Raw genomic sequence first — 26,771 nt, 5'->3', positions numbered from 1 at the left:
TATATGACCAACGTAGTAATCGCATCCGCAGCACGCACCGGTGTCGGCAGTTTTGGCGGCTCGTTTGCAAACACACCCGCACATGATCTGGGCACTGCCGTGCTTGAGGCCGTCGTTGAACGCGCTGGCGTCGAAAAGGGTGAAGTAAGTGAAACCATCATGGGTCAGGTTCTGACGGCCGCTCAGGGTCAGAACCCCGCGCGTCAGGCGCATATCAATGCCGGTCTGCCGCAAGAAAGCGCAGCCTGGGGCATTAACCAGGTCTGCGGTTCGGGCCTGCGTGCCGTTGCGCTGGGTGCTCAGCACATACAACTGGGTGACGCCGATATCGTTGCCGCCGGCGGTCAGGAAAACATGACCCTCTCGCCCCACGCTGCCGCCCTACGCGCCGGTCACAAGATGGGCGATATGAAATACATCGACACGATGATCCGCGACGGCCTGTGGGACGCCTTCAACGGCTATCACATGGGTCAGACCGCCGAAAACGTGGCCGAGAAATGGCAGATCAGCCGCGACATGCAGGACGAATTCGCCGTCGCCTCGCAGAACAAGGCCGAAGCCGCACAAAAGGCCGGCAAGTTCGCAGACGAAATCGTGCCGTTCACTATCAAGACCCGCAAGGGCGACATCGTGATGGACAGCGACGAGTACATCCGTCACGGCGCCACCATGGAAGCCATGGCAAAACTGCGCCCGGCCTTCACCAAGGACGGCTCGGTCACAGCAGCGAACGCATCCGGTCTGAATGACGGTGCCGCGGCCACCCTGCTGATGTCGGCCGAAAACGCCGAGAAGCGTGGGATTGAGCCTCTGGCTCGCATTGCGTCCTACGCAACCGCCGGTCTGGACCCGTCGATCATGGGCGTTGGTCCGATCTATGCGTCGCGCAAAGCGTTGGAAAAAGCAGGCTGGTCGGTTGACGATCTGGATCTGGTCGAAGCCAACGAAGCCTTTGCTGCACAGGCCTGCGCCGTGAACAAGGATATGGGTTGGGACCCTTCGATCGTGAACGTCAACGGTGGCGCGATTGCCATCGGTCACCCGATCGGCGCATCCGGCTGCCGCGTTCTGAACACGCTGCTGTTCGAAATGAAGCGTCGCGACGCCAAGAAGGGTCTGGCGACCCTCTGCATCGGTGGCGGCATGGGTGTCGCCCTCTGCGTGGAGCGTGACTAAGTGCGTTGACATCTAAATAAAAAAGGGCGTCCGATGGGCGCCCTTTTTTGTTACAATCACCCTTTACCCGATAGATGCGACAATATCGCCGGACAGAAAGACAAAATCGAACACGAAACGATATTGCGCAGCAATCTCTCTCAGAGTAACAGAATTACCAAGCAGACTAAATTGGAGGAGTCCTCAATGGCACGTACAGCACTCGTTACCGGCGGTTCCCGCGGCATCGGCGCAGCAATTTCCAAGGCGCTTAAGGCCGAAGGATACAATGTTGCTGCCACCTATGCGGGGAATGACGAAGCCGCAGCAAAATTCACCGAGGAAACCGGTATCGCCACCTACAAGTGGAACGTAGCCGATTATGACGAATCCAAAGCGGGCATCGAAAAGGTCGAAGCTGAGGTCGGCCCGATCGACATCGTCGTTGCCAACGCAGGCATCACCCGCGACGCACCGTTCCACAAGATGACCCCGGAACAGTGGCATCAAGTGATCGACACCAACCTGACCGGCGTATTCAACACCGTACACCCTGTCTGGCCCGGTATGCGCGAGCGCAAGTTCGGACGCATCATCGTCATCAGCTCGATCAACGGTCAGAAAGGCCAGTTCGCTCAGGTGAACTATGCCGCGACCAAAGCAGGCGATCTGGGCATCGTGAAGTCGCTGGCGCAGGAAGGTGCGCGTGCAGGCATCACCGCCAATGCGATCTGCCCCGGCTACATCGCAACCGAAATGGTCATGGCGGTTCCGGAAAAAGTTCGTGAAGCCATCATCGGCCAAATCCCAGCCGGTCGTCTGGGTGAGCCCGAAGAAATCGCCCGCTGCGTGGCTTTTCTGGCGTCGGATGATTCTCAGTTCATCAACGGCTCGACCATTTCGGCCAACGGTGCGCAGTTCTTCGTCTGATCAGACGATCCTGCAAGAAATCGGGCCGGTCCTTTTGGACCGGCCCTTTTTTATCCCGTAAGAACGCGCGCGCTGCGCTCAGCGGGAACCGAACAGCCACTTCAGGGCATTGTTGATTGCGCGGGACCGTTCCAAATGTGCGCGCTGAAAGGCGCGGGCGGTTGCCGTGTTGGTGGTGACCTCGATCATGGCAGACTTCCTTTCAGTTCAAGTATGTTTGACTTGAGTTGACTATGCGCCCTACATTCCAAGCTGACAAACGAGGTTTCTACAGGTTTCAGTTAAGAATTTTTGACGTCATGAGCACATCCCTTCCCCCTCTGACCGCTTTGCGCGCCTTTGATGCTGCTGCACGGCACATGTCCTTTGCCAAGGCGGCGGACGAGTTGCACGTCACGCCCGCAGCACTGTCCTTTCAGATCAAATCGCTGGAAGAGCATCTGGGCCGCCCTTTGTTTCACCGCCTTAACCGCGCGGTGGAACTGACCCAGGCCGGACGAGCTCTCGCCCCCGGTGCGGCCGAAGGGTTTGCCACTCTGCAAGCCGCGTGGCAGGCGACGCGGCGGCAGGGCAATGACACCAGCCTGACGGTGACTGCGGGTCCGGCGCTGACAGCCAAGTGGTTGGCACCTCGACTTTATGACTTTGCTCGGACGCATCCCGAGATCGACCTCAAGTTCTCAGCCACTCTGCGGATTGTGGACCTGGAACGCGACGATGTGGATGTGGCCATCCGCTTTGGCTATGGCCCGGATGAGGGGTTGTATTCCGTCCCCGTCCGAAAAGAGTGGCTGACACCGGTGATGACCCCCGAACTGGCCGAACAGTTTCCAACCGTCGAAAGCCTGAAGAACGCGCCGTTGATCCATGACGACTCGATTGCGTTTCTTCGGCCGCGGTGCGACTGGCCCACCTGGTTCCAGGCGGTGGGGATCGATTTCACACCCGAACATGGCGCGCGGTTCTCGAACGCTGATCACGCGATTGACGCCGCCGTTGCTGGTGTTGGCGTGGTGCTGGGGCGGCGCGCCATGATCCTGAAGGACTTGACCGAGGGGCGGCTGGTCGCCCCCTTCAAGGTCGCTATCGAGACCCGCGGTCGGTTCCGTTTTTTGTGCCTGCCAGGCGCTGAAAACCGGCCCCAGATCGCAGCGTTTCGCGATTGGTTCGTTGCCGAGATCGAGAAAACCGCGCATATCTCGGACGAATTCAAGATTATCCCAGTAGAAGACATCCCGACCCTATGACCAAAACACGCGCAACTGCCATAGGGTTTATTGCCGTTTTGTTGTGGTCCTTGCTGGCCCTGTTCACTGTGGGCTCATCTCCGACCCCACCCTTGCTGCTGAACACCATCTGCTTTTCGATCGGTGGAACGTTGGGTTTGATCTGGGCCGGGGCGAATGGCGGGCTGCGCCAGCTTCGCACGGTGCCCTGGACGACATACCTGTTCGGCACCGCAGGGCTGTTCGGCTATCACGCACTGTATTTCTCGGCCCTGCGCATGGCTCCGGCGGCCGAGGCCGGGTTGATCGCCTATCTCTGGCCGCTGTTGATCGTGCTGTTTTCGGGACTGCTGCCGGGAGAGCATCTGCGGATCGGACATCTGATTGGCGCCTGCCTTGGCTTTGCCGGCGCGGCGGTGATCATCGCCGGAGGCGGCGGCATGGGGTTTCAGGCCGATCACCTACCGGGCTACGGGCTGGCGTTGCTTTGCGCGCTGACATGGTCGGGCTATTCGGTCCTGTCGCGCCGGTTGGGCACGACACCAACCAGTTCCGTCGCTGTGTTCTGCATCGCCGCAGCATTTGCCTCGGGCCTGCTGCATCTGACAGTGGAAGAGACCGTCTGGCCTGATAGTGCCATCGGCTGGGCCTCGGTCGCGGCCCTTGGGCTGGGGCCTGTTGGGCTGGCATTCTATGTCTGGGATATTGGGGTCAAGCAGGGCGACATTCAGATGCTGGGCACGGCGTCCTATGCGGCACCCCTTTTGTCTACGCTTGCTTTGGTTGTGGCCGGGATCGCCGCCCCGTCCTGGGGTCTGGCGATCGCGGCGGTTTTGATCACAGGCGGCGCGGCTATCGCCGCTCGGGCCAGTATGAGACGCTAGTTCGACAGTCGCTCGATCTCTTCCTTAAGCCTTAGCTTCTGCTTTTTAAGCTGAGCAATATGGAGATCGTCGATGCCAGGCGAGCGTTGGGCTTGTTCTACTTCAAGACCGAGGTTTTCGTGCTTTTTCTTCAGTTCGGTCAGGTGTGCGCTCACGCTCATGGCGATACTCCTCTGTTGGTGTCTGAGTTTCACGTAAGAAGTTGACCACATCGTTTCCACCCTGTCACGCTGCAGACGCACAGAAACTATAATAAATCCGACAAATTCGGCTGGTTACTGCCTATCAGTCGAAAATGCCGCAGATCGCAGCCCCATCACGCAACACGGCCGAGACCTGAGTCGTATAGCTTTCGCCGTCTTTTTCATGACGGTCACCCACGTGCAAAATCAGCGGTGCGTGCAGCCGAAACGCGGCCCGGCCACCCTTTCTCGCCCGCAAAATCACCAGCTCAGCGGCCCGCCCGGTGCGCGCGGCCAGCGGCAGCACCTCGACAGAACCCAACCGCCCTGCGCAACCTCCCAGCATATCGGGCAAACGGTCAGCTTTTTGGATCATGTGCAGATACCCACGAGGCGCAAGGCGCTTGGCAGCAACGTCAAACCAATCTGCCAGCGGTGTCTCCTCTCCCAAGGCAATGCTGCGCCCCCTGTCCGCGGCAGGGCTGTGCGCCCCTTCGCGGTAATAGGGCGGATTGGCAATGACATGATCGAATTGCTGCTGCTTCAATTCCGCGGGCAAAGCATTCAGATCAGTTTCAATCACCTCAAGCGACGCGCCGTTTTCCACCGCATTTCGGCGCGCCAGATCGGCATAAGGCGCCTGTAGCTCAACCCCGACCCCTTGCGCCCCTGGAACACGGGCCAGCAGACACAGGATCGCCGCCCCGGCCCCGCAGCCCAGTTCCAGCACGGTGTGACCACGTGTCGCCGGAACCGCTGCCGCCAAAAGGACCGGGTCAACTCCGGCGCGATAGCCTGAACGCGGTTGCCACAGGCGCACGCGCCCGTTCAAAAAATCGTTACAGGTCAGGTCTGTATCGGGAAAAAAACTCATCGCCCCAGCGGTATGTCATTGTCGCGCATCACTCTTTCTGCGCGGGTCAGGTCATCCGCCCGCACCATCAGGCGGCGCGGAAAGATTCCGATGCCACCTTCGAGGATGCTCATATTTACGTCCATCTGAAAGCAGTCTATATCCTCACCTTCAAGAAGGGCCGAAGCAAAGGCCAGGATCGTTGGATCGGTGCTGCGCAAAAGTTCTTTCATGGGGATGGATGTAAGGGCAAGGACCGCCGAAAGTCGAGCCTTGTATCAGGAGTGTGATGGATATCGACACGATCACAAAACCGCATGAGCGACTGGCGGAAATTCTGGCCGGCGAAATGGACGCGGTCAATGAGCTGATCCGCACGCGCATGGCCTCTGAGCACGCGCCGCGCATTCCCGAAGTTACTGCGCATCTGGTTGAAGCGGGCGGCAAGCGCCTGCGCCCGATGCTGACGCTGGCGGCGGCCCGTCTGTTTGGCTATCCGGGCGATCACCATGTGCGCCTGGCGGCAACGGTCGAATTTATCCACACCGCAACTCTGCTGCATGACGACGTGGTGGACGAAAGCGCCCAACGGCGTGGGCGGCCTACCGCGAACCTGCTGTGGGATAACAAATCCAGTGTTCTGGTCGGCGATTACCTGTTCTCCCGCAGTTTCCAGCTGATGGTTGAGACCGGATCGCTGCGGGTTCTGGACATTCTGGCCAATGCCTCGGCCACCATTGCCGAGGGTGAAGTGCTGCAGATGACGGCCGCCACCGATCTGGGAACGGACGAGGCGATTTACCTGCAGGTCGTGCGCGGTAAGACCGCCGCACTGTTCTCGGCCGCGACCGAGGTCGGCGGTGTGATCGCCGGAGCCTCCGAAGAACAGGTCAAAGCGCTGTATGACTATGGCGACGCCTTGGGTATCGCCTTCCAGATCGCCGATGATCTGCTGGATTATCAGGGCGATAGCAAAGCCACCGGTAAGAATGTCGGTGATGATTTCCGTGAACGCAAGCTGACCCTGCCTGTGATCAAGGCCGTGGCGCAGGCAAACCCCGAGGAACGCGCCTTTTGGGAGCGCACTATTGGCCGTGGCCGTCAGGAAGACGGTGATCTGGAACATGCGCTGAGCCTAATGGGCAAGTACGGCACTCTGGACGCCACCCGCGCAGATGCATTTGGATGGGCCGCTAAGGCCAAGGCATCGCTGGACGCCCTGCCCGATCACGAAATCCGCACCCTGCTGCGCGATCTGGCCGATTACGTAGTCTCACGCCTCAATTAAGCTGCGTTGCGCGGCACCACCAATCGGGATGGGCCGCGCCAATCTCATAAGCCGCGAAATGCGCGTCTTTCATCGTAGGATAGAGCGCGAAACAGGTCGAACCTGAGCCCGACATCCGGGCCAGAAGGCTATTCTTTGTGTCTGTCAGTTCTTCAAGCACGTGGGCCACGTCCGGGGCCAGCCCGGTGGTGGGCGGCTCAAGATCATTACGCTGATCCTGTAACCACGTGGCGCAGTCCTCGGGTGTGTTGAACGCTGGTATCTCGTCCGGCATGGGCGGGTTATCACGGCTGGCCAAAGTCGAGAATACCGCGCCTGTGGGCACTTCGACGCCGGGATTGACCAGCAGGGCAGGCAAAGGAGGCAATTTGATCAGATCCAACTGCTCACCGATACCGCGCATCCGCGCACCAGCGGCCAACATGCACACAGGAACGTCCGCACCCAATGACAACGCCACGTCTGGCGAGATGTCCTCTCCTTGATCCGCAGTCATCCGCAATGTCGCTGCCGCGTCCGAGGATCCACCACCGATCCCGCCCCCATGGGGCAGCACCTTGTTCAGGTCGATGCGTCCGGTCCAGCCTACGGCCTCGGCCGCTTTCCAGACCAGATTACGGTTATCCGTGGGCACGCCCGCAGCGTGTTCACCATTGACCGCCATCGACAATTCGGCTCCGGGCGAGAACTCCAACGTGTCGCCGACATCTGCGAACACCACCAGCGAATCCAACAGGTGATAGCCGTCCGGCCGCTGGCCGGTGACATGCAGGGTCAGATTGATCTTGGCGGGCGCGAAGGCCTTAATTGCCATTAGCGACCTTCAACGGCTCGGCTCCTTCTTCGGCCAGAACCGCGTCCAGTCCAATTTCCAGCTTGCGGCGGATGCGTTCGGGGTCGGCCTCGCCATCCGTATCTTCGGGATCGATGAAAGACAGGGCACGACTCCACTGGAACTCGGCCTCTCGCGCGCGGCCCACGGCCCAGTAAACATCACCCAGATGGTCATTCACCACCGCATCGACCGGCATCAGCTCGACCGCGCGCTCCATATGGTCGACCGCCTCGTCGTAGCGGCCCAGACGGAACAATACCCAGCCCAGACTATCGACGATATAGCCGCTGTCAGGCCGCGCTGCGACGGCGCGTTCGATCATCTCAAGCGCCTCGTCCAGTTTCTCGCGCCGTTCGACCAGCGAATAGCCCAGATAGTTCAACACTTGCGGCTGATCCGGGTTCAGCTCCAGCGCGCGGCGGAAATCGGACTCGGCCTGATCCCAATTCTTCAGCCGTTCGTGCGAGATGCCGCGGGCATAGTGCAGGAACCAGTTGCCGCCTTCGGTCAGGTCGATGGCCCTGTCATAGGATGCAACGGCCGCCGCGTATTCCTCTTGCTGGCGCTGCAGATCGGCCAATGCCACATGCACGCTGGGCAGGTTCGGGCTCTGGCTGGAAAGGCTCTGCAGCACTTCGGCAGCGGCATCTTTCTTGCCCCACCGGCTGAGCACTTCGGCCCGCCCCAATTCAGCCGCGTGGTAATCGCTGCTGCTGGGTGGCACCTTTCGGTAAGCCTCGACCGCCAGATCATATTGTTCCAGCTCGTCCAGCAGCTCGGCACTCAGCAGGATGGCATCCACATGGTCGGGCCGCAGGAACGCGGCGATGCGCACATAAAGCAAGACGTAGTTCTGCGCCGCTTCATTGCTGAGTGCCGCACCTACTGAAAAGAACACTTCGGCCATCCCGTCCTGAGCCGATTGCGCATGGGTGAAGGGCAGTGTTTCACCGGCGCTTAGACGCGCGACATAACCTTCGATGGACGGATCGCTGCCAGCGGCAAAGACCTCGGCCAGAAACTGCACGGCGTCGTCATGGCGATCCAGTTGCGAAAGAACCTCGGCGCGGGCCAGTGCCGCACGGCGCGAAAACCGGGAGACAGCGCCGTTATGCGCCGTAAACACCTCTTCTGCGCCTTCGAAATCACCTGCCGACGCCAAGGCCAGCGCCTTGTGATACAGCGCGAAGTCGCGCAACCCGTCCTGCGTGGCAACTTCGTCGAATTGCTCCATCGCGCGGGTCATGGCCCCTTGCCCCAAATAGGCCCAACCCATCATCAAACCGTCGACCAGAGGCCCTACGCCCTGTGTTTCGGGATCCAGCGCCAAAAGCTCGTCCAGCTTGCCCTCGGCCCCCAGATTGGCGGTGATCACCATCCGCGCGGCCTGGCTGGGCAGACCCATCTCTTCGATCGCCTGTGCAACCGCCAGCGCGCGCTGCACCTCGCCCAGCGACAGGCGGGCTACGACTACGCTTTCCAACAGTGTCGCGTTTTCGGGATCGGCCTTCAGAGCCCGGGCATAGTATCTCTCGGCTGCGGTATAGTCGTTCTCGTAAATCGCCTGTCGGCCGGCCAGATAGGCGCCGGACCCGTTATCCGCTTGAACCGGAAGTACAAAAGACGAGGTGAACAGCACAGCCAGCGCTGCGCGACGAACCAGAGAAACCACCACAATCCTGCCTTGCTATTCTTGTCTGCGCAATAAGCTAGGGCTTTGGCTGGCAAGAGGCAATGGCAGAGCCTTCACGACCCTGCCAGTGCCCGGTTTTTCGCTTACATATTGGGATAGTTCGGTCCATCCCCGCCCTGCGGCGTGGTCCAGGTGATGTTCTGGCTGGGGTCCTTGATATCGCAGGTTTTACAATGGACGCAGTTTTGGAAGTTGATCACGAATCGCGGACCTTCTTCATCCTCGACCATCTCGTAGACACCCGCCGGGCAGTAACGCTGCGCTGGTTCGTCGAACTTGGGCAGGTTGACCTTCACCGGAATTTCGGGGTCGGTCAGCTTCAGATGGCAAGGCTGGCTTTCCTCGTGGTTGGTCATCGCAAAGGAAACGTTGGTCAGACGGTCGAAGGACAGCGCACCATCGGGTTTGGGATAATCGATGGGCTGGTGCTTGCTTGCCTCTTCGGTCGACTGCGCGTCGTTCTTGCCATGGCCCAGCGTCCCCAACAGCGAGAAGCCCAGCGTGTTGGTCCACATATCCATGCCACCCAGCATCAGGCTGGCGGTCAGGCCGTATTTCGACCACAGCGGCTTGACGTTGCGCACCTTTTTCAGGTCGCTGCCGATGGCGCCTTCGCGCACATCGACCTCATAGGCAGTCAGTTCATCACCCGAGCGGTCGGCCTTGATCGCATCGAACGCAGCCTCGGCTGCCGCCTTGCCCGATAGCATCGCGTTGTGGTTGCCCTTGATGCGCGGCACGTTGACCATGCCCGCCGAACAACCCAGCAGCGCCACGCCCGGAGCCACCAGTTTCGGCATCGATTGATAGCCGCCCTCGGTGATCGCACGGGCACCATAAGCCACGCGTTTACCGCCTTTCAGCAGCTCGGCCACCATCGGGTGGTGCTTGAAGCGCTGGAATTCCATGTACGGGTACAGGTGCGGATTCTTGTAGTTCAGGTGAACCACGAAACCGACATAAACCTGATTGTTCTCAAGATGATAGATGAACGATCCGCCACCTGCGTTGCTGCCTAGAGGCCAGCCCATCGTGTGCGTGACGCTGCCTTCCTTGTGCTTGGCAGGGTCGATCTCCCAGATTTCTTTCATGCCGACGCCGTATTTCTGCGGCTCTTTACCAGCAGACAGGTCGTATTTGGCAATGACTTCCTTGGACAACGAACCACGGACGCCCTCAGACAGGAAGACGTATTTGCCGTGCAGCTCCATGCCCGGCTCGGTGCCCGGACCATAGGACCCATCGGGTTCCAGACCGAATACACCGGCAACCACGCCTTTGACTTCGCCGTTCTCGCCGTAAACCAACTCGGAACAAGCCATGCCCGGGAAGATTTCCACGCCCAACTCTTCGGCTTGCTCGGCCATCCAGCGGCAAACATTACCCATCGAGACGATGTAATTGCCGTGGTTGTTCATCAGCGGCGGCATCGGGAAGTTAGGGATACGGATCTTGCCCGCCTCACCCAGCATGTAGAAATTGTCTTCGTGCACCGGCACGTTCAGCGGCGCGCCCTTTTCCTTCCAATCAGGGATCAGCGCGTCCAGACCGCACGGATCCAGAACCGCACCCGACAGGATATGCGCGCCCACTTCGGAACCCTTTTCCAGAACGACAACGTTCAGGTCGGCATCCAGCTGTTTCAGACGGATGGCCGCCGACAGGCCCGCGGGGCCTGCACCCACGATCACCACATCGTATTCCATCGCTTCGCGTTCAATCTCGGCCATCGCGGGCTCCTTAGCTAACTTTTCCGAATTGGCGCTTTCACTGCGTGGTCTGCGCAATATTGTTTCACGGCTGATTACATGTTCTGAAAGACCTTGGTCAATCAAAACACGGCGTAACATTGCTGCAATGCGGCAGTTATGCCTCTGGGGTGTCCCCCATCAGGTATCTGGGACCGCTACCATGGGATTTGGCGCGATCATCTGGGTTGTAAAGGGCGCATTTTGGCAGGCTTAGGCAGCCACATCCAATGCAGCCGTCAAGATTGTCGCGCAACCGCGTCAGGGTATCGATTCGGTGGTCTAGATGGGACCGCAGACCGACGCTAATCTTTTGCCAGTCTTTCGGTGTCGGCGTGCGGTTTCCGGGCAGGCCAGACAGCACCTCGCGAATCTCGGGCAAGGTCAGGCCGAATTGCTGGGCGATCATGACAAAGCTCAGTCGCCTGATATCGGCACGCTGATAGCGCCGCTGCCCGCCCGCGTTGCGCCAGGGGGCGATCAACCCCTGCGCCTCGTAATAACGAATGGCGGAAACCGCCAACCCGGTGCGCTGCGCCAGAGCGCCAATTGTCAGCCCTTCAGATACCGCCATTTTACCCTCAAAAATTCCTTGACCTAAAGCTAGGTTTAGAAATTACGGTGAATCGGGACAAGCCTCAATTCGCAAAGGAGATCCCATGATGGCGACGCTTGAACATACCAATTTCACCGTCCGCGATCCGCAGGCCTCGGCCGCGTGGATGAGCAAGGTGTTTGGCTGGAAAACCCGCTGGGAAGGCCCCGCCATCGCGGGTGGGTACACGGTACATGTGGGCAGCGCGCATACCTATCTGGCGCTTTACGCACCCAGCGATCCGCAACCTTCGGGCGAAAGCAGCTATGACATCGTTGGCGGGTTGAACCATGTGGGCGTGCTGGTCGAAGACATCGCCGCCACCGAGCAACGGGTAATCGACGCAGGCTTCACCCCCAAATCCCACGCCGATTACGAACCCGGACGTCGGTTCTATTTCAATGATGACAATGACATCGAATTCGAAGTGATTAGTTACGACTAGGCTGTAATCCGCCCGGTGCAGGACCATGCCCTCTTGCATTTCACGCCTCATTTGGGTCAGGTATTTGCCAACCCATCAAATCGCCCCGACGCTGGTTCCATGCGGCGGGGCGCATCACTTTATGCGTGGACGACAAGAGTATGGAAAAGATTCCGATGACGCCTGCGGGCAATGCCGCGCTCGAGGCAGAGCTGAAAAACCTGAAATCCGTTGAACGCCCGGCGATTATCGAGGCGATCGCAACAGCGCGCGAACTGGGCGACCTGAAGGAAAACGCCGAGTATCATTCAGCGCGCGAAAAGCAGGGCTTTATCGAAGGCCGCATTAAGGAACTGGAAGGTATCCTGTCGCTGGCCGACGTTATCGATCCGGCCAAGCTGTCCGGCGCGATCAAGTTCGGGGCCAAGGTGACGTTGGTCGATGAAGACACCGACGAGGAAAAGACTTGGAAGATTGTGGGTGAGTATGAGGCCAATATCGAAAACGGCCTGCTTAACATCAAATCCCCGATGGCCCGCGCCCTGATCGGCAAGGACGAAGGCGACAGTGTCGAGGTGCGCACCCCCGGCGGCGTGCGGTCCTACGAAGTTCTGAACATCGAGTACGCCTGACCGGAGCGGTCCCATGTCCGAGCCCACGCCTGAACAGGAAACCGAGCGACCGACCTCACTGGGCATTTACGACAAGCCCTCGCGCCCGGCGGTGACCGAGATCGAAATCGCGGCCATTGTGCTCAGCGTGATTTGGCTGGTGGTGTCGGTGGTGTTTCTGGTGCTGCCCGGACAGACGCAGGGCGGTGGGTTCGTTGTGACCCTGCTGGCGGTGTTTATGCCGGTGGCGATGATCTGGGTTGCCGCCACCGCGATGCGCGCCAGCCGTGTGATGCGCGAGGAAAGCGAACGCCTACAGACCGCGATCGACGCGATCCGACAGACCTATGTCATCCAGCAACAGCGTGCGGCCAGCACTTACGAACCAACTGTCAGCAAAAAGCTCGATGAAATCGCTGAAGCCACCAAAAAGACCGAAACGGCGCTGGCGACGTTTTCGACCCAACGTACTGAGCCCGCGCGTGCGGCAAAACCAAACGGCACCGGCGATCAGACAACGCTGGAACTGGGCACACAGGCTGAGGACATCGCGCCACCGCTTGGTACTGATGTCTTTATCCGCGCGCTGAACTTCCCCGAAACGCAGGACGACACCGAAGGGTTCAACGCCCTGCGCCTGGCGCTGAAGGATCGCAAGACCGCGCAGCTGGTGCAGGCTTCTCAGGATGTTCTCACCCTGCTCAGCCAGGAAGGCATCTATATGGATGACCTGCGCCCCGATATGGCCCGGCCCGAGGTTTGGCGGCAGTTCGCACAAGGTGCGCGCGGGCGTTCGGTGGCCGCCTTGGGCGGTATTCGCGACCGCTCCTCGCTGGCGTTAACGGCCGCACGAATGAAACAGGACCCGATCTTTCGCGATGCTGCGCATCATTTTTTGCGCCGCTTCGACCACATGATCGTGGCGTTTGAGCCTGAGGCCAGCGACGCCGACCTGACCGCCCTTGGCGAAACCCGCACGGCGCGGGCCTTCATGTTACTTGGCCGAGTGGCCGGGACGTTTGACTAAGGTGCTGTAACGGCCCAGCTCATGCGCGTGGCGCTGCTGAATCCGAACAGAAGTTTAAACGGCCCGGTTTCTTCCTTGCTGACAGTTCTGAACCCCTCACGCTCGTACAGGGCCTTTGCGCGCGGGTTGGTGTCAATCACGTCCAACTGCACTTCTGACATGCCTGTCTTGCGCGCCTCATCTTTTATCGCGGTCAACAGTGCAGTACCGACGCCCTGCCCGCGCGCCTCGGCCGTGACAAAGATACCGTCCATCTGGAACACACCGGGCTGCAGATCCCGCTCCAGAACGCTCAGCACCAGACCGCGCCATGTGCCGCCAAACCAGCCATAGACCTTCGCCATATCAGACAGGCTGCCCTCGACCAGTCCGCCTTCCTGCGTTTTGAAACCCGCCAACCCAAGCATCTGGTTTGAACCGTCCCGCGCAACCAGCGCAAACTCCGGATTTATTGCATGTTCAATGAAGACCAGACCCTTTTCGTCCGGGCCCATGACCTTGTGCAGCTTGGCCGCAAAGGCCTGCCAGAACAGGGCTGCGGCCCTTGGCCGTTCCACCTCGGCGAACCCCCGTTCGATGCTGACAGTCACAACCCAAAGCTTCCGTAGGGAATGAACCGGACCATATCGCCCGGTTTGATATGGCGCGCGCCGTCTTCAATCTCGACCAGTCCCTCGGCCCAGCTGAGCCCGCTGATCCGGCCCGACCCTTCCGAGGCAAACACCTCGGCCCGGCCATCGCGGACACGGGCGCGCAGAAATTCGCGGCGGCCTGGTTTCTTGCGTTTTTCGAATGCTGCGGGCAGGTCAAAGCCTTGCGGTTCCTGCCAGCCCTCACCGGCCATCAGGCCCAGCGCCGGGCGGGCAAAAATCAGCGTGCAAACCATCGCCGCCACCGGGTTACCCGGCAGACCGAAGACCGGCGTTCCGTCCCACATCCCCAGCGCCAGAGGCCGCCCGGGTTTCAACGCAATCCGCCATTCCTGCATCGCGCCCGCCTGCCGCAACAGGGCCGAGACGTGATCTTCGTCCCCCGCAGACGCACCGCCGCTGGTCAGGATCACATCCGCCTGCTCTGCCGCTTGGTTCAGGCGGTCACGCAGGGCATCACGGTCGTCTTCGACGCGCCCCATATCCACGGGTTGAAACCCCATGCGGGAAATCAGCGACAGCAGCATCGGGCGGTTGGCGTCGAAGATCTGGCCCGGACCGGCGTGTACACCGGGTTCGACCAACTCGTCACCAGTGGACAAAACGGCCACACGCAGCGTCTGGCGAACAGGCACCTCGGAAAGACCCGTCGCGGACAGCAAGGCCAGATCGGCAGGCGTCAGCCTACGCCCGGCGGGCAGAACCGGATCACCCTCGGCCACATCCTCGCCCGCGCGGCGCGTGTTGGCACGGTGTTTCAAAGGGCCATGAAAGGCAATGTGACCTTCCTGAACGGTGGCGTCTTCCTCAAGAATGACCGTATCCACGCCAGCTGGCAGGGCGGCACCGGTCAGCACGCGCAGTGCATGGCCGTCGGGCACGGTGCCATCAAACGGAATGCCCGCTGCCGCGCGTCCCGGATGCAAGGGCATCACTTGCGGACCCTCGGGCGCCGCACCGGCAAATCCATAGCCGTCCACCGCCGTGTTCGGCAGAGGCGGGTTTGAGCGTTTGGCGATGATGTCCTCGGCCAAAATGCGCCCGGTTGCCTGCTCCAACGGCGCGGTTTCTGCACCCATCACAACCGTCAACCGTTGGCGCAGCAAGGCCAGAGCATCATCCACCGGTGTCCAGTTCACCCCGGCGGGCAGCGCAAAACAATCGTTGCGCAGGGGTGGAGGTGCAATATTAGGCTTGGTCATAATCCGACCTCCTGCAGGATGAAATCCGCAATGGCGGCGGTGTCATCCAAATCGAAAACAGGGCAATCAACGGACAACGGCGTATCGCTGGCCACGGCGCGGATGGTTGTGTTCTCGGGTGCCATCAACGGGTTTCTGGCTTCGGCCCGAAACGCCTCGACTTTGGGATGGGCTTCGCGTTTGAACCCTTCGATCAACACCAGATCAACCGGCAACAAACGCGCCAGCAACTCGGCCAGAGGCGGCTCGGGCGTGCCGCGCAGTTCCTGCATGGTGGCGATCCGCTGGCCCGAGGCCAAAAGCACTTCGGACGCGCCTGCGGTGCGATGGCGATAGCTGTCGGTGCCGGGTTGGTCGACATCAACGCTGTGATGGGCATGTTTGACCGTCGAAACCGTGAGCCCACGCCCGGTGATCTCGGCTACCAACCGCTCCATCAGCCCGGTTTTGCCCGCGTTTTTCCAACCGGTGACGCCGTAAACCTTCATGCCTGCTCCAGCAGCTTTTGCGCCCGTTCCAGATCGTCGGGCGTGTTGACATTGAAGAAAGGATCAAACGGCTCGGCGTCGAACAGAGCCTCGCGCCCGTCATGTTTGTCGGTCCACAGCACAACCTTGCGCAGCCCGTCGTTCAGCGCATCCCGTAAATCGTCGCGCAGCGCCACCGGCCAGAGGCCAAATGTCGGATGCCGGTTGATCCGTTTACCACCGCCAGATTTCAGCGCCTCTTCTCCAGTGCGCGGTGTGGTCGCCAGCACCAACGGATGGGTTTGCCCCTCGGCGGCTTGCGTAAGGCGCGCCACCAGATCCCGCGGAAAGAACGGCGTGTCGGCAGCGGCGGTGACGATACAGTCCGCGCCTTGCGCGGCCGCCCAATCCAGCCCCGCCAGAACACCGGCCAGAGGACCAGCGAACCCTTCAATCGTGTCGGGCAGAATGGGCAGATTCAGTTCAGCGAACCGTTCGGGATCACCATTGGCGTTCAGCGCCAGCCCCTCAACCTGCGGAGCCAGGCGTTCGATGACATGGGACAGCAGGCTCTGCCCGCCGATCTGCAACAGGCCCTTGTCGCCGCCGCCCATTCGGGTGGCGAGCCCGCCTGCGAGGATAACGCCGAAGGGATTATACATAGCCAAACTTGATATCCTGCAACTGGGTGATCAGTCATTCGCAACTTTTTAGATCGAACTCAATTCAATTGAAATGCGGTTGGGTACAGTTGGTGCAGGACAAACAGCCACATGATCAACGTGCCGACCGACAGGAAAGACGTCGCCGAGACGATATGGGCCGCAAGTTGAGGTTCCTGATCGTAGTGCTTGGCCAAAAGAAATACGTTTTTGGCAGTTGGAACGGCAGAAGAAATAGTCGCAGCAATTGTCCAAAGCGGATCAAGCCCGATGATGTGGGCCGCCATCAGCACGAGTCCGGGCGCAATGATCAACTTCACGAGTGTCAACGACAGTAACAACGGCCCGGTCTGAACAATTGTTCGTACACTGGTCGTAAACCCGATTGCAAACAGCGCTACAGCGGCCAGCGCTTGGCTGAGCAGTTCAAGATAGTCCGAAACTGCATCCGAAAACCCAATACCGGTAAAGGAATAGGCAACGCCCAACAGAGTCGCCGCGATAATCGGGTTTTTCAGGACGTTCAGGAGGATTCTATAAATCGGAGTCCTGGCATTTGCTTTGTGTCCTGCCGAGCTTTCGAGAACGGTGGTCATCACTAACAGCAGAATGGCGACGACAAGATTGGCAAGCACCGCAGGCAACGCCCCCTTAGAGCCGAAAATCGCGTGGAGAACAGGCAAAGCAACCAGTGCTGTGTTCGATGCAACGGCCGCGAATGCCGCGACTGTTGCCGAGCCAACCTGAAACTTCACCACGGTTTTTAGGCCAACGAACAGAACAGCAAAAAGAATTAGCAGTGTTCCACCGTAAGAGAGGTAAAAGCCGTAGTTCAGAAGGTTTTCAAACTTCTCTTGCCCAATCAGGTAAAACATTATGGCGGGGATCAGGACATAGACCGCGAATTGGACAAGCGCGCCGGATGTGTCTTCACTCAGGAGTTTCGTCCACGAAAACACATATCCGGTCAGGATCACCGCAAAGACCGGCGCAATGAGGTTGATCAGCTCCATCCCACTCCCAGGTGATTTTTTTCTCAAACTTCACGTCGTTGCGTTCTACACTAGAGTATATCCATCAGATTTCGCAGACTTTTTTGAGATCGCCGCCACAACGGCGAAGATCAGGCCCGAGAGCTTTTTCTTTTGTGCCTTTTGTCCTCGACCGCCACCGTCGCCGGATCCACGTCGCGCAACTAGCGGTCCTCGCCGATCTGCAACAGGCCCTTGTCGCCGCCGCCCATTCGGGTGGCGAGCCCGCCTGCGAGGATCACCCCGAGAGGGCGGGTCATGTTGCTTCCGCGATTTCTGGCCATTTTTTGAACTTTTCCAGCGGCAAAAATACAATGGAGCCGATGCTAAAGCAAAACAGCCCGTACCAAATGGCTATAGGGCTTCCGGTAGATTCAGCAAGCGTGCGACTAAGACCAATGAAGGATGGCACGAAGTAAGTAACCGCAAAAAGGGCAATTGCGCAAAAACAGAGCCGATACTTAAGTACGGATTTCCTGGTTTCTTCTGACAAGTCAGGAGCATTCGGCAAACCACGCAACAATACTCTTTGAAGCGCTGTGTTCTGCTGCTGAACCATCTGCCCCCACGCGTTCCAACCAAATCGAAACGGCGCGCCAAGGTCGAGTGCATCAATGAACTCATCCGGCGCCCAACCTAACTGAAGAAGAATGTCGCCATCCAATTGCCCCATTCCTTTGATGATGGCGCGTCTACTGCGCATGTATGTTCGAACCACCAAAAAACAGAGCGGAAGAATACCAACGGCTAAAACAAGCAGGGCGAAGATTTGGAAAGTTTCGAAAATCATCCCGCGCTCTTTCTGCGATGTTTCTTGTCCTCGACCGCCACCGTCGCCGGATCCACGTCGCGCAGCAAGCGGTCCTCGCCGGACAGGCACACGAACCGTTGCCCGCGCATGCGGCCGATCAGGGTCAGGCCCACCTCGCGCGCGATCTCGACGCCCCAGGCAGTAAACCCTGAGCGCGACGCCAGCACCGGGATGCCCATCATGGCCGTCTTGATCACCATTTCCGAGGTCAGACGTCCCGTGGTGTAAAGGATCTTGTCCTCTGCCACCTCACCCTCGGACAGCATCCAGCCTGCGATTTTGTCGACTGCGTTGTGGCGGCCGACGTCCTCCATATACACCAACGGTCGATTTTCACGGCACAACACCGTGCCATGGATCGCCCCGGCCTCAAGATACAGGGACGGGGTGCGGTTGACCTTGGCAGCCAGATCGTAAAGCCAAGAGGTGCGTACCTGAACCTGCGGCAGGCGCACGTCCTCAAGCCCTTCCATCATGTCACCGAATACGGTGCCCACGGCGCAGCCGCTGGTGCGGGTCTTTTTCTTGAGCTTGTCTTCATACGAGGTTTCCCGCGCCGTGCGGACGATGACGGTTTCCAGATCGTCATCGTAGTCGACGCGGGTGATTTCATCATCTGCCAGTAACATGCCCTGATTGCGCAAAAACCCCAGCGCCAGATATTCCGGGAAATCGCCGATCGTCATCGCCGTCACGATTTCCTGCGAGTTGAGGAAAATCGTCAGCGGGCGTTCTTCGACTACCGATATCTGACTGACCTCGCCATTCTGATCGACGCCTTCGACCGCACGGGTCAGGCGGGCCGCTCCGGGATCGGGAGCGATGATGTAGTCCGAGACATCCAGTTCCGTGGCCAATTGCAACCCTTTCCCAAGACCGTTAGTGCTGCGGTCAACACCATAGGATTTAGCCATGGCAGACACCACATCCAAGTCATACTATTGGAAGGGTTTTCGCGACGGGTCTCCGTTCATCTTTGTCGCAATCCCGTTTGGCACCTTGTTCGGCGTATTCGCCACCGAGGCCGGGTTGAACATCGTGCAGACCATGACGCTCACATCGACCGTCTTTGCAGGGGCTGCGCAGTTCGCAGCGCTGCAATTGCTGCAAGACCAGACACCCACAGCGATCATTCTGATCTCGGCGCTGGCGGTGAACCTGCGAATGGCGATGTATTCCGCCTCGCTGACGCCGTTTCTGGGGGCGGCCCCGTTATGGCAGAGGATCTTTGCGGCCTATCTGACAGTCGATCAGTCTTATGCCTGTTCGATCATTCAATTCGAGAAAGAGCCAAGGATGACCGTGCCCCAGCGCATGGCCTATTTCGTTGGTTCGGTTTCTCCGATTACGCCGCTTTGGATTTTGGCCACCTATCTGGGCGCGGTGTTGGGGACACGAATTCCCGAAAGCTGGGCGCTGGACTTCGCCTTGCCGATCACCTTTCTGGCGATGATTGGCCCGATGATGCGAACTTTGCCCCACGTGGTGGCCGCGCTGGTTGCCATTGTCGTATCGCTGATAACGGTGGGTATTCCATACAATCTGGGCCTTTTGATCGCCGGGTGCGCCGGAATGATCGCAGGTGCGCAAGCTGAACTGGTCGCAGAACGCAGAAAGGCCAGGACATGACACAACCTGATCCCATTACAATCTGGACCATCATCATCGGGTTGGCCGTGGGCAGTTATGCCCTTCGATTTGTCTTCATCGGCCTGGTCGGCGACCGCCCGATGCCACCCTGGCTGCTGCGCCACTTGCGCTATACCGCAGTGGCCATCCTGCCAGCGCTGATCGCACCACTGGTAGTCTGGCCTACAGCGACCGGAGGGCAGCCGGATGCACCTCGCATGGGAGCGGCAGCGGTCGCTTTGGTTGTCGGGCTGATCACCAAAAACGTGCTGGCCGCTATTTTCTCTGGTGCTGGTACGCTCTACGGGTTGCTCTACCTACTGGGGTAATGCGGCTTCCTGCTGGTTCAGAACCGCGTTGTTTGCCGCCAAACCTTTTTGCAGATCGGCATCGTCGTCTTCACGGTACTCCGTGGTGACAACGCCCGGCAACGCGCCGAATTGCTCGGACAGTTTGACCGGGTAAAACGTGGTACTGATCTGCTCGAAACCCGGAACCTGCTGCAACAGCTGAGAGGTCGAGTTCGCGCAGTACGCACTGGACACCGGCCCCATCTGTTTGGCCAGCTGCAGGGCGACTTCTGCCTGTTGCGGGGTGACTTCAATGGTTTGGATTCGCGCAAAATGGGTCTCACGCGCATGGCTGCTGCGATAGGCGCGTTCAACATTCGGGGTGATGCCGTACAGCACGTCATTCTTGATCGGCACCACGTCGGCCCGGAACGAACCCGCAGGGTCAAATATCACTCGCTCACTACCGCTGATCATCAACGAAGTATGCGCACCCGAACCGGTCCGGGTGTTGATCATAGTGTACAATGTCAGCGTCGAAGGCCCGGGATCACGGTATGACCGCGCCACAACTTCCGACTGATCGGCCTGTGGGCGCTGCGAGCCGGTGCAGCCTGCGACGGTCACTGCCAGCAGGCAGGCAAGCAAAATCCTGATCACGGTGAACCCCGTTTTGGATTAAGCGGCAAAGACCGCCAGGAACAGGCAGAGGAAGGCGATGGCAACCACACACCATGTGGTGGCTTTGACAAAGCCGTTGAAGGTTTTTTCCTGGACGGTGATGTCCATCTCGCCGTGCTTGTATTCAGCCATTGTTCAGAGATTCCCAGTTCGCGTGTTTAAGATGTTGGATAATCGAAAATCCGAGGCCTGTCACCACGTCATTCGGGCGCAGGCAGGAATACTGAACAGCCCGGAAACCCGAACCCCCAGCGCCACGGCAGGCCGGAACAGGGACCGCCGCCCAACCGCACCGCTGCGTGCATCGCTTCGGCGGTCACAGAGTGCGCCGTGCGAATCTGGTCGGGCGTCATGTCATACCGGTCCGCATAGGTGTCGGCATTGTCGATTCCGTGCTGTTTGACACAGGCCCGCAGCGCATCATCCGCGAAAAGGCGCGCGTCATAGCTGTCCCCGGCCTGCGTGGCCCCGCCTGCATTGTGATAGGCCCGGTCATGGGTCACGCAGCAGTATTCCCATGGGGGGTGTTCTTCGTAAAGCGCGCGGAATTTGGGAAAGGTTTCGGCCACAAAACGCCAACTGGCCGACAAACCGCCGGAGCAACCATCGGTCTCGAAGGGTGTCGGTTCCGCATCCCCGCGCTGTGAGATCAGGGCGCGATGGGCGGGCAGTTCAATATTGCGCATGAAATCCTGCGCCGCGGCAGGGGTCGCCATCAGCGCGAGGACCACGCCCAGATTACGGGCTTTCATCGCGCATCGCCTGCGTGTCGACGGACATGCCGAAGGTGGTCGCCAGCCACAGCAGCAACCGCTCGGCCGGGCCCATTTCGGCGCGCACCCGCAACACCTCATTGGCCATTGCCGGGCGGTCGGTGATCAACCCGTCTACTCCCATCGAGGCCATGGCCGACATCTGCAGCGGATCGTTCACCGTCCAGACATAGATATCCTTGCCTGCATCGTGGACCGAACGCACCAGCCCCGGCGTCGCCATCGCGGCGTTGACCGCTATGAAATCACCTTCCAGTCCGGTCAGGTCGCCCACGGCCGTGGCGGCCAGAACCCCGGCCCGCCAGTCGGGGCGCAGCTTCTTCATCTTTTGCACCGCCGGGTATTTCAGCGACATGGTGGCGATGTCATCCTGCATATCCAGCTCTTCGACAATCGCCGCCACGCGGTTTTCCAGATCAACGTCATGACCGTAGTACTTCAGCTCGATGATGACCTTGGACCTACCCTTCGCCGCCTCCAGCACCTCGCGCAGGGTCGGGGTGCGTTCGTCGGCATATTCGGGGCCGAACCAGCTGCCGATATCGATCTGGGCGATATCCTCCATCGTGGCATCCCAAACCTTCAGGTTCACCCCCGCCAGCTTCATGAAATCACTGTCATGAGCGACGATGACCACGTCATCCGCCGATTCCTGCACATCGATTTCGACCCAATCCGCCCCGTCCTCGATTGCCTTCAGCACCGAGGCCATGGTGTTTTCAGGCCGAAGTGCAGCAGCACCCCGATGGCCAATCACCTCGGCCCGATCCGGAGCCTGTACGCGTTCCAGCAAGTGCTGCCCAAACCACAGCCCAATCAGAACGGCCACTGCCGCAGCACCCAAAACGGCGAACAATGGGATACGTAAGCTGCCGGGTTCAGGATGCGGTGGTTCTTCGGTCCTGATCTCGAAAAACCCGTCCAGCAGAACCGCCAGAGCGCCCAAAGCCGTGGCGGCCAGAACGAGGCCAGCCAAAGACCAGATGCCCGCCACCAGCAGGCTGTAGATCAATGCCAGCCGCAAGTGACTGGAACCTTGCAGCGGTACAATTGCAAACAGCAACCCCGCCACCCAGGCGATCAGGCCCGCAATGATCAGGCGCAAGATCAGCCAGATCGCCAATTCGATCTTGAGGCGACCGCGCTTGCCCTCCATCCGGGTGGCGCTGATGTTGAAGGCATGGGCGGGGTGAACGCCCTCGAACAGGACCAGATGCAAGCCCAGCGCCCAAGCCGACAGGCGACGGATCAGAACCCAAGCCATGACCAGAACCACCGCCCCGATCAACGCCACAGCAATCCAGAAGGATGGCGGGTGAAAGGTCAGGTAGTAGTTGATGTCATATTCGGTCAGCGTCCACCACGCGATCAGGGCCGAAACAGCTGCAAACGGCAGGATCAGAAGCAGGACCCGCAGCACGAAACGCACCGCAAAGCCGAACAGCGCCGGAAGGCGCGACAGGATCAGACCAAGGGCAGAACTGCCCGCCCGCCACGGATCGGATTCGCCCATCCGCAGCGATCCGGCCATGACCGAGAACACAAACACCTCGGCCAGCAGAAACAGGCTGAGTACGGTGATCGCCGCGACAAAACCCACCGGTGACAGGATAAAGGCGGCGATTGCCTGATCGGTCAGCGCTGTCTGGTTCGACAGCGACACTGCCAGATTGACGGTGATCGCCACGCCCGGCGCGATCAGGGCAACCAGCAGCAGGCGCACCGCGATATAGATTGGCACAAAGACGCGGCGGCGCGCCCACGCGCCATTGTAGGCGCTTGTAACGGCTGAAAAATCGGACACGCGGCACTCCCTTGAATAGTGCACTCATTCAAGGCTGCGCAGACATGAATTGCAAGTCAGGCGGTCAGCTTTCTTCCAGATCCTTTGCCAGCCGGAAACCGATGCGGTTGGCGGGCTTGTCCTCGACCGATTTCGGCAAGGCGCGCAACATCACGTTCAGCTGGCTGACATGCTGTACCAGTTGTGTACGTGCGCCACTGCCATCGGAACCGTAGAAAGTGATGATATCGGGATCAAAATAGCCCATACCTTCGATCCGCATCACACCGGCGTCGCCGCCGGTAAAGCCCATGGCGACTTCCTGATCGCCGGTCAGCGTCTTTTCGAAATTCTGGATATAAAGGATCAACCGTTCATAAGCCCATTGCGCCGGACTTTTGGTCTGAACCGGTTTTTGCAGCGGTTCGGGCAGGTTCTTGGCTGCGGACTCAGCGTTGGGGTTGGCGTGGAACTCATAACATCTGGGCAAAGCCGCCGCTTCTGCTGCCTCGGCCGATGTTTCGATCTGGTCCTGCATGACTTTACCCTTTGCGCTGAAACTCCCACGCCCCGTCCGCGCGACGCTTCCGGGTCACAGTTCCAATGTGGTAAAGATGGTTCAGATGTGCAACCGCCTCGACCAGCGCAAGCCCATATTCGCCCTCGCCAATCTGACGTTTGAACAGGGGGGTAAAACACTCGGCGGCGGTTTTAGGCGTATCCAGATAATCCTGCAGACGATCCAGCGCGCCGTGATGGTTGTCGATCAACTGCTTCATCCGCAACGGCAGGCCGGTGAAGGGCAGCTTGTGCCCACCCAACGCCAGATGATCAGGTCGCGCCAGCCCTTGCAATCGCTCGCAGGCCTCAAGCCACTCGGCCACCGGATCGGCCATCGGCTCGGTCACATAAACACCCAGATTGGGGCTGATTGAGCTAAGGATCTGATCGCCGGTGATCACCAGATTGTCATCGCGGCTCCAGAACGTGGCGTGTTCGGGCGCGTGGCCATTGCCCATATGCACGTCCCAGTCGCGCCCACCCATGCGGATCACGCTGCCTTGTTTGATGCGGGTAAAGCCCAGCGGCATCGGATAGACCGTATCGCAGAAATTGAACGGACGTTCGGTCATGCGTTTGGCCAGAATATCGGCGTCCATCCCGGCGCTGCGATAATAGTCCAGCGTCTCTTGCGGCCAGGTTTCCTGTACATCCAGCTGCAGCATCCGCGAAAACAGCCAAGCAGTGCGAGTTGTGATCAGTTCGGCACCATGCTCGGATTGAAACCAGCCCGCATTGCCGACGTGATCGGGGTGGTGATGCGTGACCACTACGCGAGTCACCGGTTTGTCACCCAGCGGCCCGGCCATGAGCGTTTCCCATACCCGGCGCGTCTTGTTCGACGAAATGCCGGTGTCAATTACCGTCCAGCCATCGCCGTCATCCAGCGCGTAGACGTTGACGTGGTCCAGCGCCATGGGCAGCGGCAGGCGCATCCACAGCACACCTTCGGCAACCTCAATGGCCTCACCCGGTGCCGGAGGCTCGGGCCAAGGGTATCGGATCGCCAAAGGAGTTTCTCCGTCCATTATACCGCCAGTTCCTCGGCGCTGAGGGCATAAAGGTCCCCGGCCCCGTTCTGAGCCTGCGCCAGCAGACCAGCATATTCAGGCAGCAGCGCGTTGATGTAATACCGCGCCAGCTTAAAGCGCGCGCCGTTGGGTTCGGCCAATGCGGCCTTGAGGTGGTAATGCGCGCCAAGAACCCGGGCAAAAGCATGCAGATAGGGCACGGCACCGGCAAAGCGGGTGTTCATGTCGGACTGCGCCACGATCCATTCGGTGGTTTCGCGCAGGCTTTCGGTGGCCTCCCAGACGGGGCCGGCCAGATCCGGCATGGTGGCGCGGGCCTCTTCGGCGTGATCCTCGATCTCATCCAGCAGGCGCGAGGCCGCCTCGCCGCCGTCCATCATCTTTCGCGCCACAAGGTCCATGGCCTGAATGCCGTTGGTGCCCTCATAGATCGCGGTGACGCGGACATCACGGTAATACTGGGCCGCACCGGTTTCTTCGATAAAGCCCATGCCGCCGTGTACCTGAACGCCGGTTTCGGACACGCGCATCCCGGTCTCGGTCCCGAAGGCCTTGCAGATCGGGGTCAGCAGCGCGGCACGTGCGCTCCATTCCGCATCACCGGTGGCGTTGCCCATGTCGATGGCAGCTGCGTTGGCCAGCATGATCGCACGCGCAGCAAAGGTATCGGCCCGCATGCTCATCAGCATCCGGCGTACGTCGGCGTGATCGATGATTGTGCCCGAGGGCGTTTTGCCCTGCTTGCGCTCCAGCGCATAAGCCAGCGCGTGCTGGTAGGCGCCTTCGGCAGCCCCAATGCCCTGACCGCCAACACCCAGACGGGCGTTGTTCATCATGGTGAACATCGCGGCCATACCGCCATGTTCCTTGCCCACAAGCCAGCCTTTGGCGCCGTCATACTGCATCACGCAGGTCGGCGAGCCGTGCAGACCCATCTTGTGTTCGACTGAAACCACTTTCAGGTCATTTGCCACGCCGGGATTGCCGTTGTCGTCGGGCAGGTATTTCGGCACCAAAAACAGGGAAATCCCCTTGGTCCCCGGTACACCTTCGGGCAAACGCGCCAGCACGAGATGGCAGACATTCTCGGTAAAGTCGTTGTCGCCCCACGAGATGAAAATCTTCTGCCCGGTCACAGAATAGGTGCCATCGCCATTGGCTTCGGCCTTCGAGGACAACGCCCCCACATCCGACCCGGCCTGTGCCTCGGTCAGGTTCATGGTTCCCGCCCATTCGCCCGACATCATCTTGGGCAGGTACAGCGCTTTCAATTCGTCGCTGGCGTGATGCTCCAGCGCCTCGATCTGACCCTGCGTCATTAACGGGGCCAGTTGTAGCGACAGGCAGGCGGCCGACATCATCTCGTTCACCGCCGTGGTCAGGGTCATCGGCAGGCCCATACCGCCATATTCGGGATCACCGCTCATCCCGATCCAACCGCCTTCGGCAATTGCCCTCCAGCCGTCGGCATAACCGGGCGAGGTCCGCAGCACGCCGTTCTCCAGCCGTGCTGGCTCCAGATCGCCGGGAAGTTGCAGCGGGGCCATCACTTCTTCGCACATTTTGCCAGCCTCGGTCAGGATCGCACCAACGACATCTTCGCTAGCCTCCGAGAACTTCTCGGTCGCAGTAACCTGATCGAACCCGACCACATGTCGGAACAGCAGTTCATAGTCGGAAATTGGCGCGCGGTATGGCATGAGTTCCCTCGGGGCTAACTGTATGGTTTTTCGCGGGTGGGGTTGG

The 26,771-nt window shown here is 59.8% G+C and carries 31 protein-coding genes and 1 pseudogene; 10 read left to right on the top strand and 22 right to left on the bottom strand.

The genetic code is table 11. The features are described 5' to 3' along the window. Positions 1-3 precede the first annotated feature (3 nt). The 4 genes from ACXAGD_RS01000 (at position 4) to yddG (ending at position 4,198) form a co-directional block, all read left to right on the top strand. Positions 4-1,179 carry an acetyl-CoA C-acetyltransferase gene (locus ACXAGD_RS01000; RefSeq protein ID WP_475207958.1) on the top strand — a complete coding sequence of 392 codons (1,176 nt, stop codon included), beginning with the start codon at positions 4-6 and terminating at the stop codon, positions 1,177-1,179. A 186-nt stretch (positions 1,180-1,365) separates the two neighbouring features. Beyond that, positions 1,366-2,088 carry an acetoacetyl-CoA reductase gene (phbB, locus tag ACXAGD_RS00995; RefSeq protein ID WP_170639891.1) on the top strand — a complete coding sequence of 241 codons (723 nt, stop codon included), beginning with the start codon at positions 1,366-1,368 and terminating at the stop codon, positions 2,086-2,088. A 299-nt stretch (positions 2,089-2,387) separates the two neighbouring features. Continuing rightward, positions 2,388-3,335 (top strand): transcriptional regulator GcvA, encoded by a 948-nt coding sequence (locus tag ACXAGD_RS00990; protein WP_475207957.1) that lies wholly within the window; start codon positions 2,388-2,390, stop codon positions 3,333-3,335. Then, on the top strand, positions 3,332-4,198 hold the full coding sequence (yddG, locus tag ACXAGD_RS00985) for an aromatic amino acid exporter YddG (RefSeq protein ID WP_475207956.1): 867 nt from the start codon (positions 3,332-3,334) through the stop codon (positions 4,196-4,198). The genes ACXAGD_RS00990 and yddG overlap by 4 nt, the downstream gene beginning before the upstream one ends. On the opposite strand, the gene ACXAGD_RS00980 is transcribed toward yddG, so the two are convergent. The 3 genes from ACXAGD_RS00980 to ACXAGD_RS00970 all read right to left on the bottom strand — a co-directional run bounded on the left by ACXAGD_RS00980 (position 4,195) and on the right by ACXAGD_RS00970 (position 5,466). Continuing rightward, the gene (locus ACXAGD_RS00980; RefSeq protein ID WP_170385717.1) at positions 4,195-4,359 is read right to left on the bottom strand and encodes a YdcH family protein; all 165 of its coding nucleotides are present in this window, start codon (positions 4,357-4,359) and stop codon (positions 4,195-4,197) included. The two genes, yddG and ACXAGD_RS00980, sit on opposite strands and share 4 nt — an antisense overlap. Positions 4,360-4,483: 124 nt before the next feature. Then, positions 4,484-5,254, bottom strand: coding sequence for a tRNA1(Val) (adenine(37)-N6)-methyltransferase (locus tag ACXAGD_RS00975; RefSeq protein WP_475207955.1), 771 nt, complete (start codon positions 5,252-5,254; stop codon positions 4,484-4,486). Further along, a complete protein-coding gene (locus ACXAGD_RS00970) occupies positions 5,251-5,466 on the bottom strand; it encodes a putative signal transducing protein (RefSeq protein WP_170387439.1) in 216 nt (71 codons plus the stop codon). The genes ACXAGD_RS00975 and ACXAGD_RS00970 overlap by 4 nt, the downstream gene beginning before the upstream one ends. Positions 5,467-5,522: 56 nt before the next feature. Here ACXAGD_RS00970 and ACXAGD_RS00965 point away from each other — a divergent pair, with 56 nt between their 5' ends. Further along, positions 5,523-6,521 carry a polyprenyl synthetase family protein gene (locus ACXAGD_RS00965; protein ID WP_475207954.1) on the top strand — a complete coding sequence of 333 codons (999 nt, stop codon included), beginning with the start codon at positions 5,523-5,525 and terminating at the stop codon, positions 6,519-6,521. Here the strand turns inward: ACXAGD_RS00965 and ACXAGD_RS00960 are convergent. The 4 genes from ACXAGD_RS00960 to soxR all read right to left on the bottom strand — a co-directional run bounded on the left by ACXAGD_RS00960 (position 6,514) and on the right by soxR (position 11,371). Then, on the bottom strand, positions 6,514-7,335 hold the full coding sequence (locus ACXAGD_RS00960) for a 4-(cytidine 5'-diphospho)-2-C-methyl-D-erythritol kinase (RefSeq protein WP_475207953.1): 822 nt from the start codon (positions 7,333-7,335) through the stop codon (positions 6,514-6,516). The genes ACXAGD_RS00965 and ACXAGD_RS00960 overlap by 8 nt on opposite strands. Then, positions 7,325-9,028, bottom strand: a complete 1,704-nt coding sequence (locus ACXAGD_RS00955; protein ID WP_475207952.1) for a tetratricopeptide repeat protein — start codon at positions 9,026-9,028, stop codon at positions 7,325-7,327. Before ACXAGD_RS00955 ends, ACXAGD_RS00960 begins: the two co-directional genes overlap by 11 nt. Positions 9,029-9,132: 104 nt before the next feature. Next, positions 9,133-10,779, bottom strand: coding sequence for an electron transfer flavoprotein-ubiquinone oxidoreductase (locus ACXAGD_RS00950; protein WP_475207951.1), 1,647 nt, complete (start codon positions 10,777-10,779; stop codon positions 9,133-9,135). Positions 10,780-10,915: 136 nt separating this feature from the next. Next, positions 10,916-11,371 carry a redox-sensitive transcriptional activator SoxR gene (gene soxR / locus ACXAGD_RS00945; RefSeq protein ID WP_475207950.1) on the bottom strand — a complete coding sequence of 152 codons (456 nt, stop codon included), beginning with the start codon at positions 11,369-11,371 and terminating at the stop codon, positions 10,916-10,918. 85 nt (positions 11,372-11,456) lie between these two features. Between soxR and ACXAGD_RS00940 the strand changes: the two genes are divergently transcribed. The 3 genes from ACXAGD_RS00940 to ACXAGD_RS00930 all read left to right on the top strand — a co-directional run bounded on the left by ACXAGD_RS00940 (position 11,457) and on the right by ACXAGD_RS00930 (position 13,454). After that, positions 11,457-11,837 carry a VOC family protein gene (locus ACXAGD_RS00940; protein WP_475207949.1) on the top strand — a complete coding sequence of 127 codons (381 nt, stop codon included), beginning with the start codon at positions 11,457-11,459 and terminating at the stop codon, positions 11,835-11,837. A 140-nt stretch (positions 11,838-11,977) separates the two neighbouring features. Then, positions 11,978-12,448, top strand: a complete 471-nt coding sequence (gene greA / locus ACXAGD_RS00935) for a transcription elongation factor GreA (RefSeq protein WP_170327221.1) — start codon at positions 11,978-11,980, stop codon at positions 12,446-12,448. Positions 12,449-12,461: 13 nt separating this feature from the next. Next, positions 12,462-13,454 (top strand): hypothetical protein, encoded by a 993-nt coding sequence (locus ACXAGD_RS00930; RefSeq protein WP_475207948.1) that lies wholly within the window; start codon positions 12,462-12,464, stop codon positions 13,452-13,454. Here the strand turns inward: ACXAGD_RS00930 and ACXAGD_RS00925 are convergent. From ACXAGD_RS00925 to ACXAGD_RS00890, 8 genes and pseudogenes are all read right to left on the bottom strand, one after another. Then, positions 13,451-14,044: a GNAT family N-acetyltransferase gene (locus ACXAGD_RS00925; protein ID WP_475207946.1), complete on the bottom strand. Its 594-nt coding sequence runs from the start codon at positions 14,042-14,044 to the stop codon at positions 13,451-13,453. The genes ACXAGD_RS00930 and ACXAGD_RS00925 overlap by 4 nt on opposite strands. Next, on the bottom strand, positions 14,041-15,306 hold the full coding sequence (locus tag ACXAGD_RS00920) for a molybdopterin-binding protein (RefSeq protein WP_475207945.1): 1,266 nt from the start codon (positions 15,304-15,306) through the stop codon (positions 14,041-14,043). The genes ACXAGD_RS00925 and ACXAGD_RS00920 overlap by 4 nt, the downstream gene beginning before the upstream one ends. Then, entirely contained in the window at positions 15,303-15,794 is a 492-nt protein-coding gene (mobB, locus tag ACXAGD_RS00915) for a molybdopterin-guanine dinucleotide biosynthesis protein B (protein WP_475207944.1), read from the bottom strand. Before mobB ends, ACXAGD_RS00920 begins: the two co-directional genes overlap by 4 nt. Continuing rightward, positions 15,791-16,435 carry a molybdenum cofactor guanylyltransferase MobA gene (mobA, locus tag ACXAGD_RS00910; RefSeq protein ID WP_475212457.1) on the bottom strand — a complete coding sequence of 215 codons (645 nt, stop codon included), beginning with the start codon at positions 16,433-16,435 and terminating at the stop codon, positions 15,791-15,793. Before mobA ends, mobB begins: the two co-directional genes overlap by 4 nt. A 59-nt stretch (positions 16,436-16,494) precedes the next feature. Next, complete coding sequence (locus ACXAGD_RS00905) at positions 16,495-17,448, bottom strand: AEC family transporter (RefSeq protein ID WP_475207943.1); 954 nt, start codon at positions 17,446-17,448, stop codon at positions 16,495-16,497. Between the two features lie 194 nt (positions 17,449-17,642). Further along, positions 17,643-17,726, bottom strand: a pseudogene (locus ACXAGD_RS00900) (NTP transferase domain-containing protein); the annotation flags it as partial. Next, positions 17,723-18,256: a hypothetical protein gene (locus ACXAGD_RS00895; protein ID WP_475207942.1), complete on the bottom strand. Its 534-nt coding sequence runs from the start codon at positions 18,254-18,256 to the stop codon at positions 17,723-17,725. The pseudogene ACXAGD_RS00900 and the gene ACXAGD_RS00895, both read right to left, overlap by 4 nt. Continuing rightward, a complete protein-coding gene (locus ACXAGD_RS00890; RefSeq protein WP_475207940.1) occupies positions 18,253-19,191 on the bottom strand; it encodes a formate dehydrogenase accessory sulfurtransferase FdhD in 939 nt (312 codons plus the stop codon). Before ACXAGD_RS00890 ends, ACXAGD_RS00895 begins: the two co-directional genes overlap by 4 nt. Between ACXAGD_RS00890 and ACXAGD_RS00885 the strand changes: the two genes are divergently transcribed. Together ACXAGD_RS00885 and ACXAGD_RS00880 are read left to right on the top strand one after the other, a co-directional pair. Next, positions 19,190-19,906 carry an AzlC family ABC transporter permease gene (locus tag ACXAGD_RS00885; RefSeq protein WP_475207938.1) on the top strand — a complete coding sequence of 239 codons (717 nt, stop codon included), beginning with the start codon at positions 19,190-19,192 and terminating at the stop codon, positions 19,904-19,906. The two genes, ACXAGD_RS00890 and ACXAGD_RS00885, sit on opposite strands and share 2 nt — an antisense overlap. Next, positions 19,903-20,235, top strand: coding sequence for an AzlD domain-containing protein (locus ACXAGD_RS00880; protein ID WP_475207937.1), 333 nt, complete (start codon positions 19,903-19,905; stop codon positions 20,233-20,235). Before ACXAGD_RS00885 ends, ACXAGD_RS00880 begins: the two co-directional genes overlap by 4 nt. Here ACXAGD_RS00880 and ACXAGD_RS00875 read toward each other — a convergent pair. The 7 genes from ACXAGD_RS00875 to ACXAGD_RS00845 all read right to left on the bottom strand — a co-directional run bounded on the left by ACXAGD_RS00875 (position 20,224) and on the right by ACXAGD_RS00845 (position 26,725). After that, positions 20,224-20,856, bottom strand: a complete 633-nt coding sequence (locus tag ACXAGD_RS00875) for a hypothetical protein (RefSeq protein WP_475207935.1) — start codon at positions 20,854-20,856, stop codon at positions 20,224-20,226. The genes ACXAGD_RS00880 and ACXAGD_RS00875 overlap by 12 nt on opposite strands. Positions 20,857-20,874: 18 nt before the next feature. Beyond that, a complete protein-coding gene (locus ACXAGD_RS00870) occupies positions 20,875-21,009 on the bottom strand; it encodes an aa3-type cytochrome c oxidase subunit IV (RefSeq protein WP_475207934.1) in 135 nt (44 codons plus the stop codon). 68 nt (positions 21,010-21,077) lie between these two features. Beyond that, complete coding sequence (locus ACXAGD_RS00865) at positions 21,078-21,629, bottom strand: hypothetical protein (protein ID WP_475207933.1); 552 nt, start codon at positions 21,627-21,629, stop codon at positions 21,078-21,080. Beyond that, positions 21,616-23,454: a glycerophosphodiester phosphodiesterase family protein gene (locus tag ACXAGD_RS00860; RefSeq protein ID WP_475207932.1), complete on the bottom strand. Its 1,839-nt coding sequence runs from the start codon at positions 23,452-23,454 to the stop codon at positions 21,616-21,618. The genes ACXAGD_RS00865 and ACXAGD_RS00860 overlap by 14 nt, the downstream gene beginning before the upstream one ends. A 64-nt stretch (positions 23,455-23,518) precedes the next feature. Then, positions 23,519-23,971, bottom strand: a complete 453-nt coding sequence (locus tag ACXAGD_RS00855) for a DUF6173 family protein (RefSeq protein ID WP_475207931.1) — start codon at positions 23,969-23,971, stop codon at positions 23,519-23,521. Positions 23,972-23,975: 4 nt separating this feature from the next. Then, entirely contained in the window at positions 23,976-25,022 is a 1,047-nt protein-coding gene (locus ACXAGD_RS00850; RefSeq protein WP_475207930.1) for an MBL fold metallo-hydrolase, read from the bottom strand. Beyond that, positions 25,022-26,725: an acyl-CoA dehydrogenase gene (locus ACXAGD_RS00845; RefSeq protein ID WP_475207929.1), complete on the bottom strand. Its 1,704-nt coding sequence runs from the start codon at positions 26,723-26,725 to the stop codon at positions 25,022-25,024. The genes ACXAGD_RS00850 and ACXAGD_RS00845 overlap by 1 nt, the downstream gene beginning before the upstream one ends. Positions 26,726-26,771: the final 46 nt, after the last annotated feature.

This window comes from Ruegeria sp. ABF4_144 (genome assembly GCF_056160045.1).
Note: the sequence above shows the minus strand (reverse complement) of the source record. Positions and strands in the feature narration are given on the sequence as shown.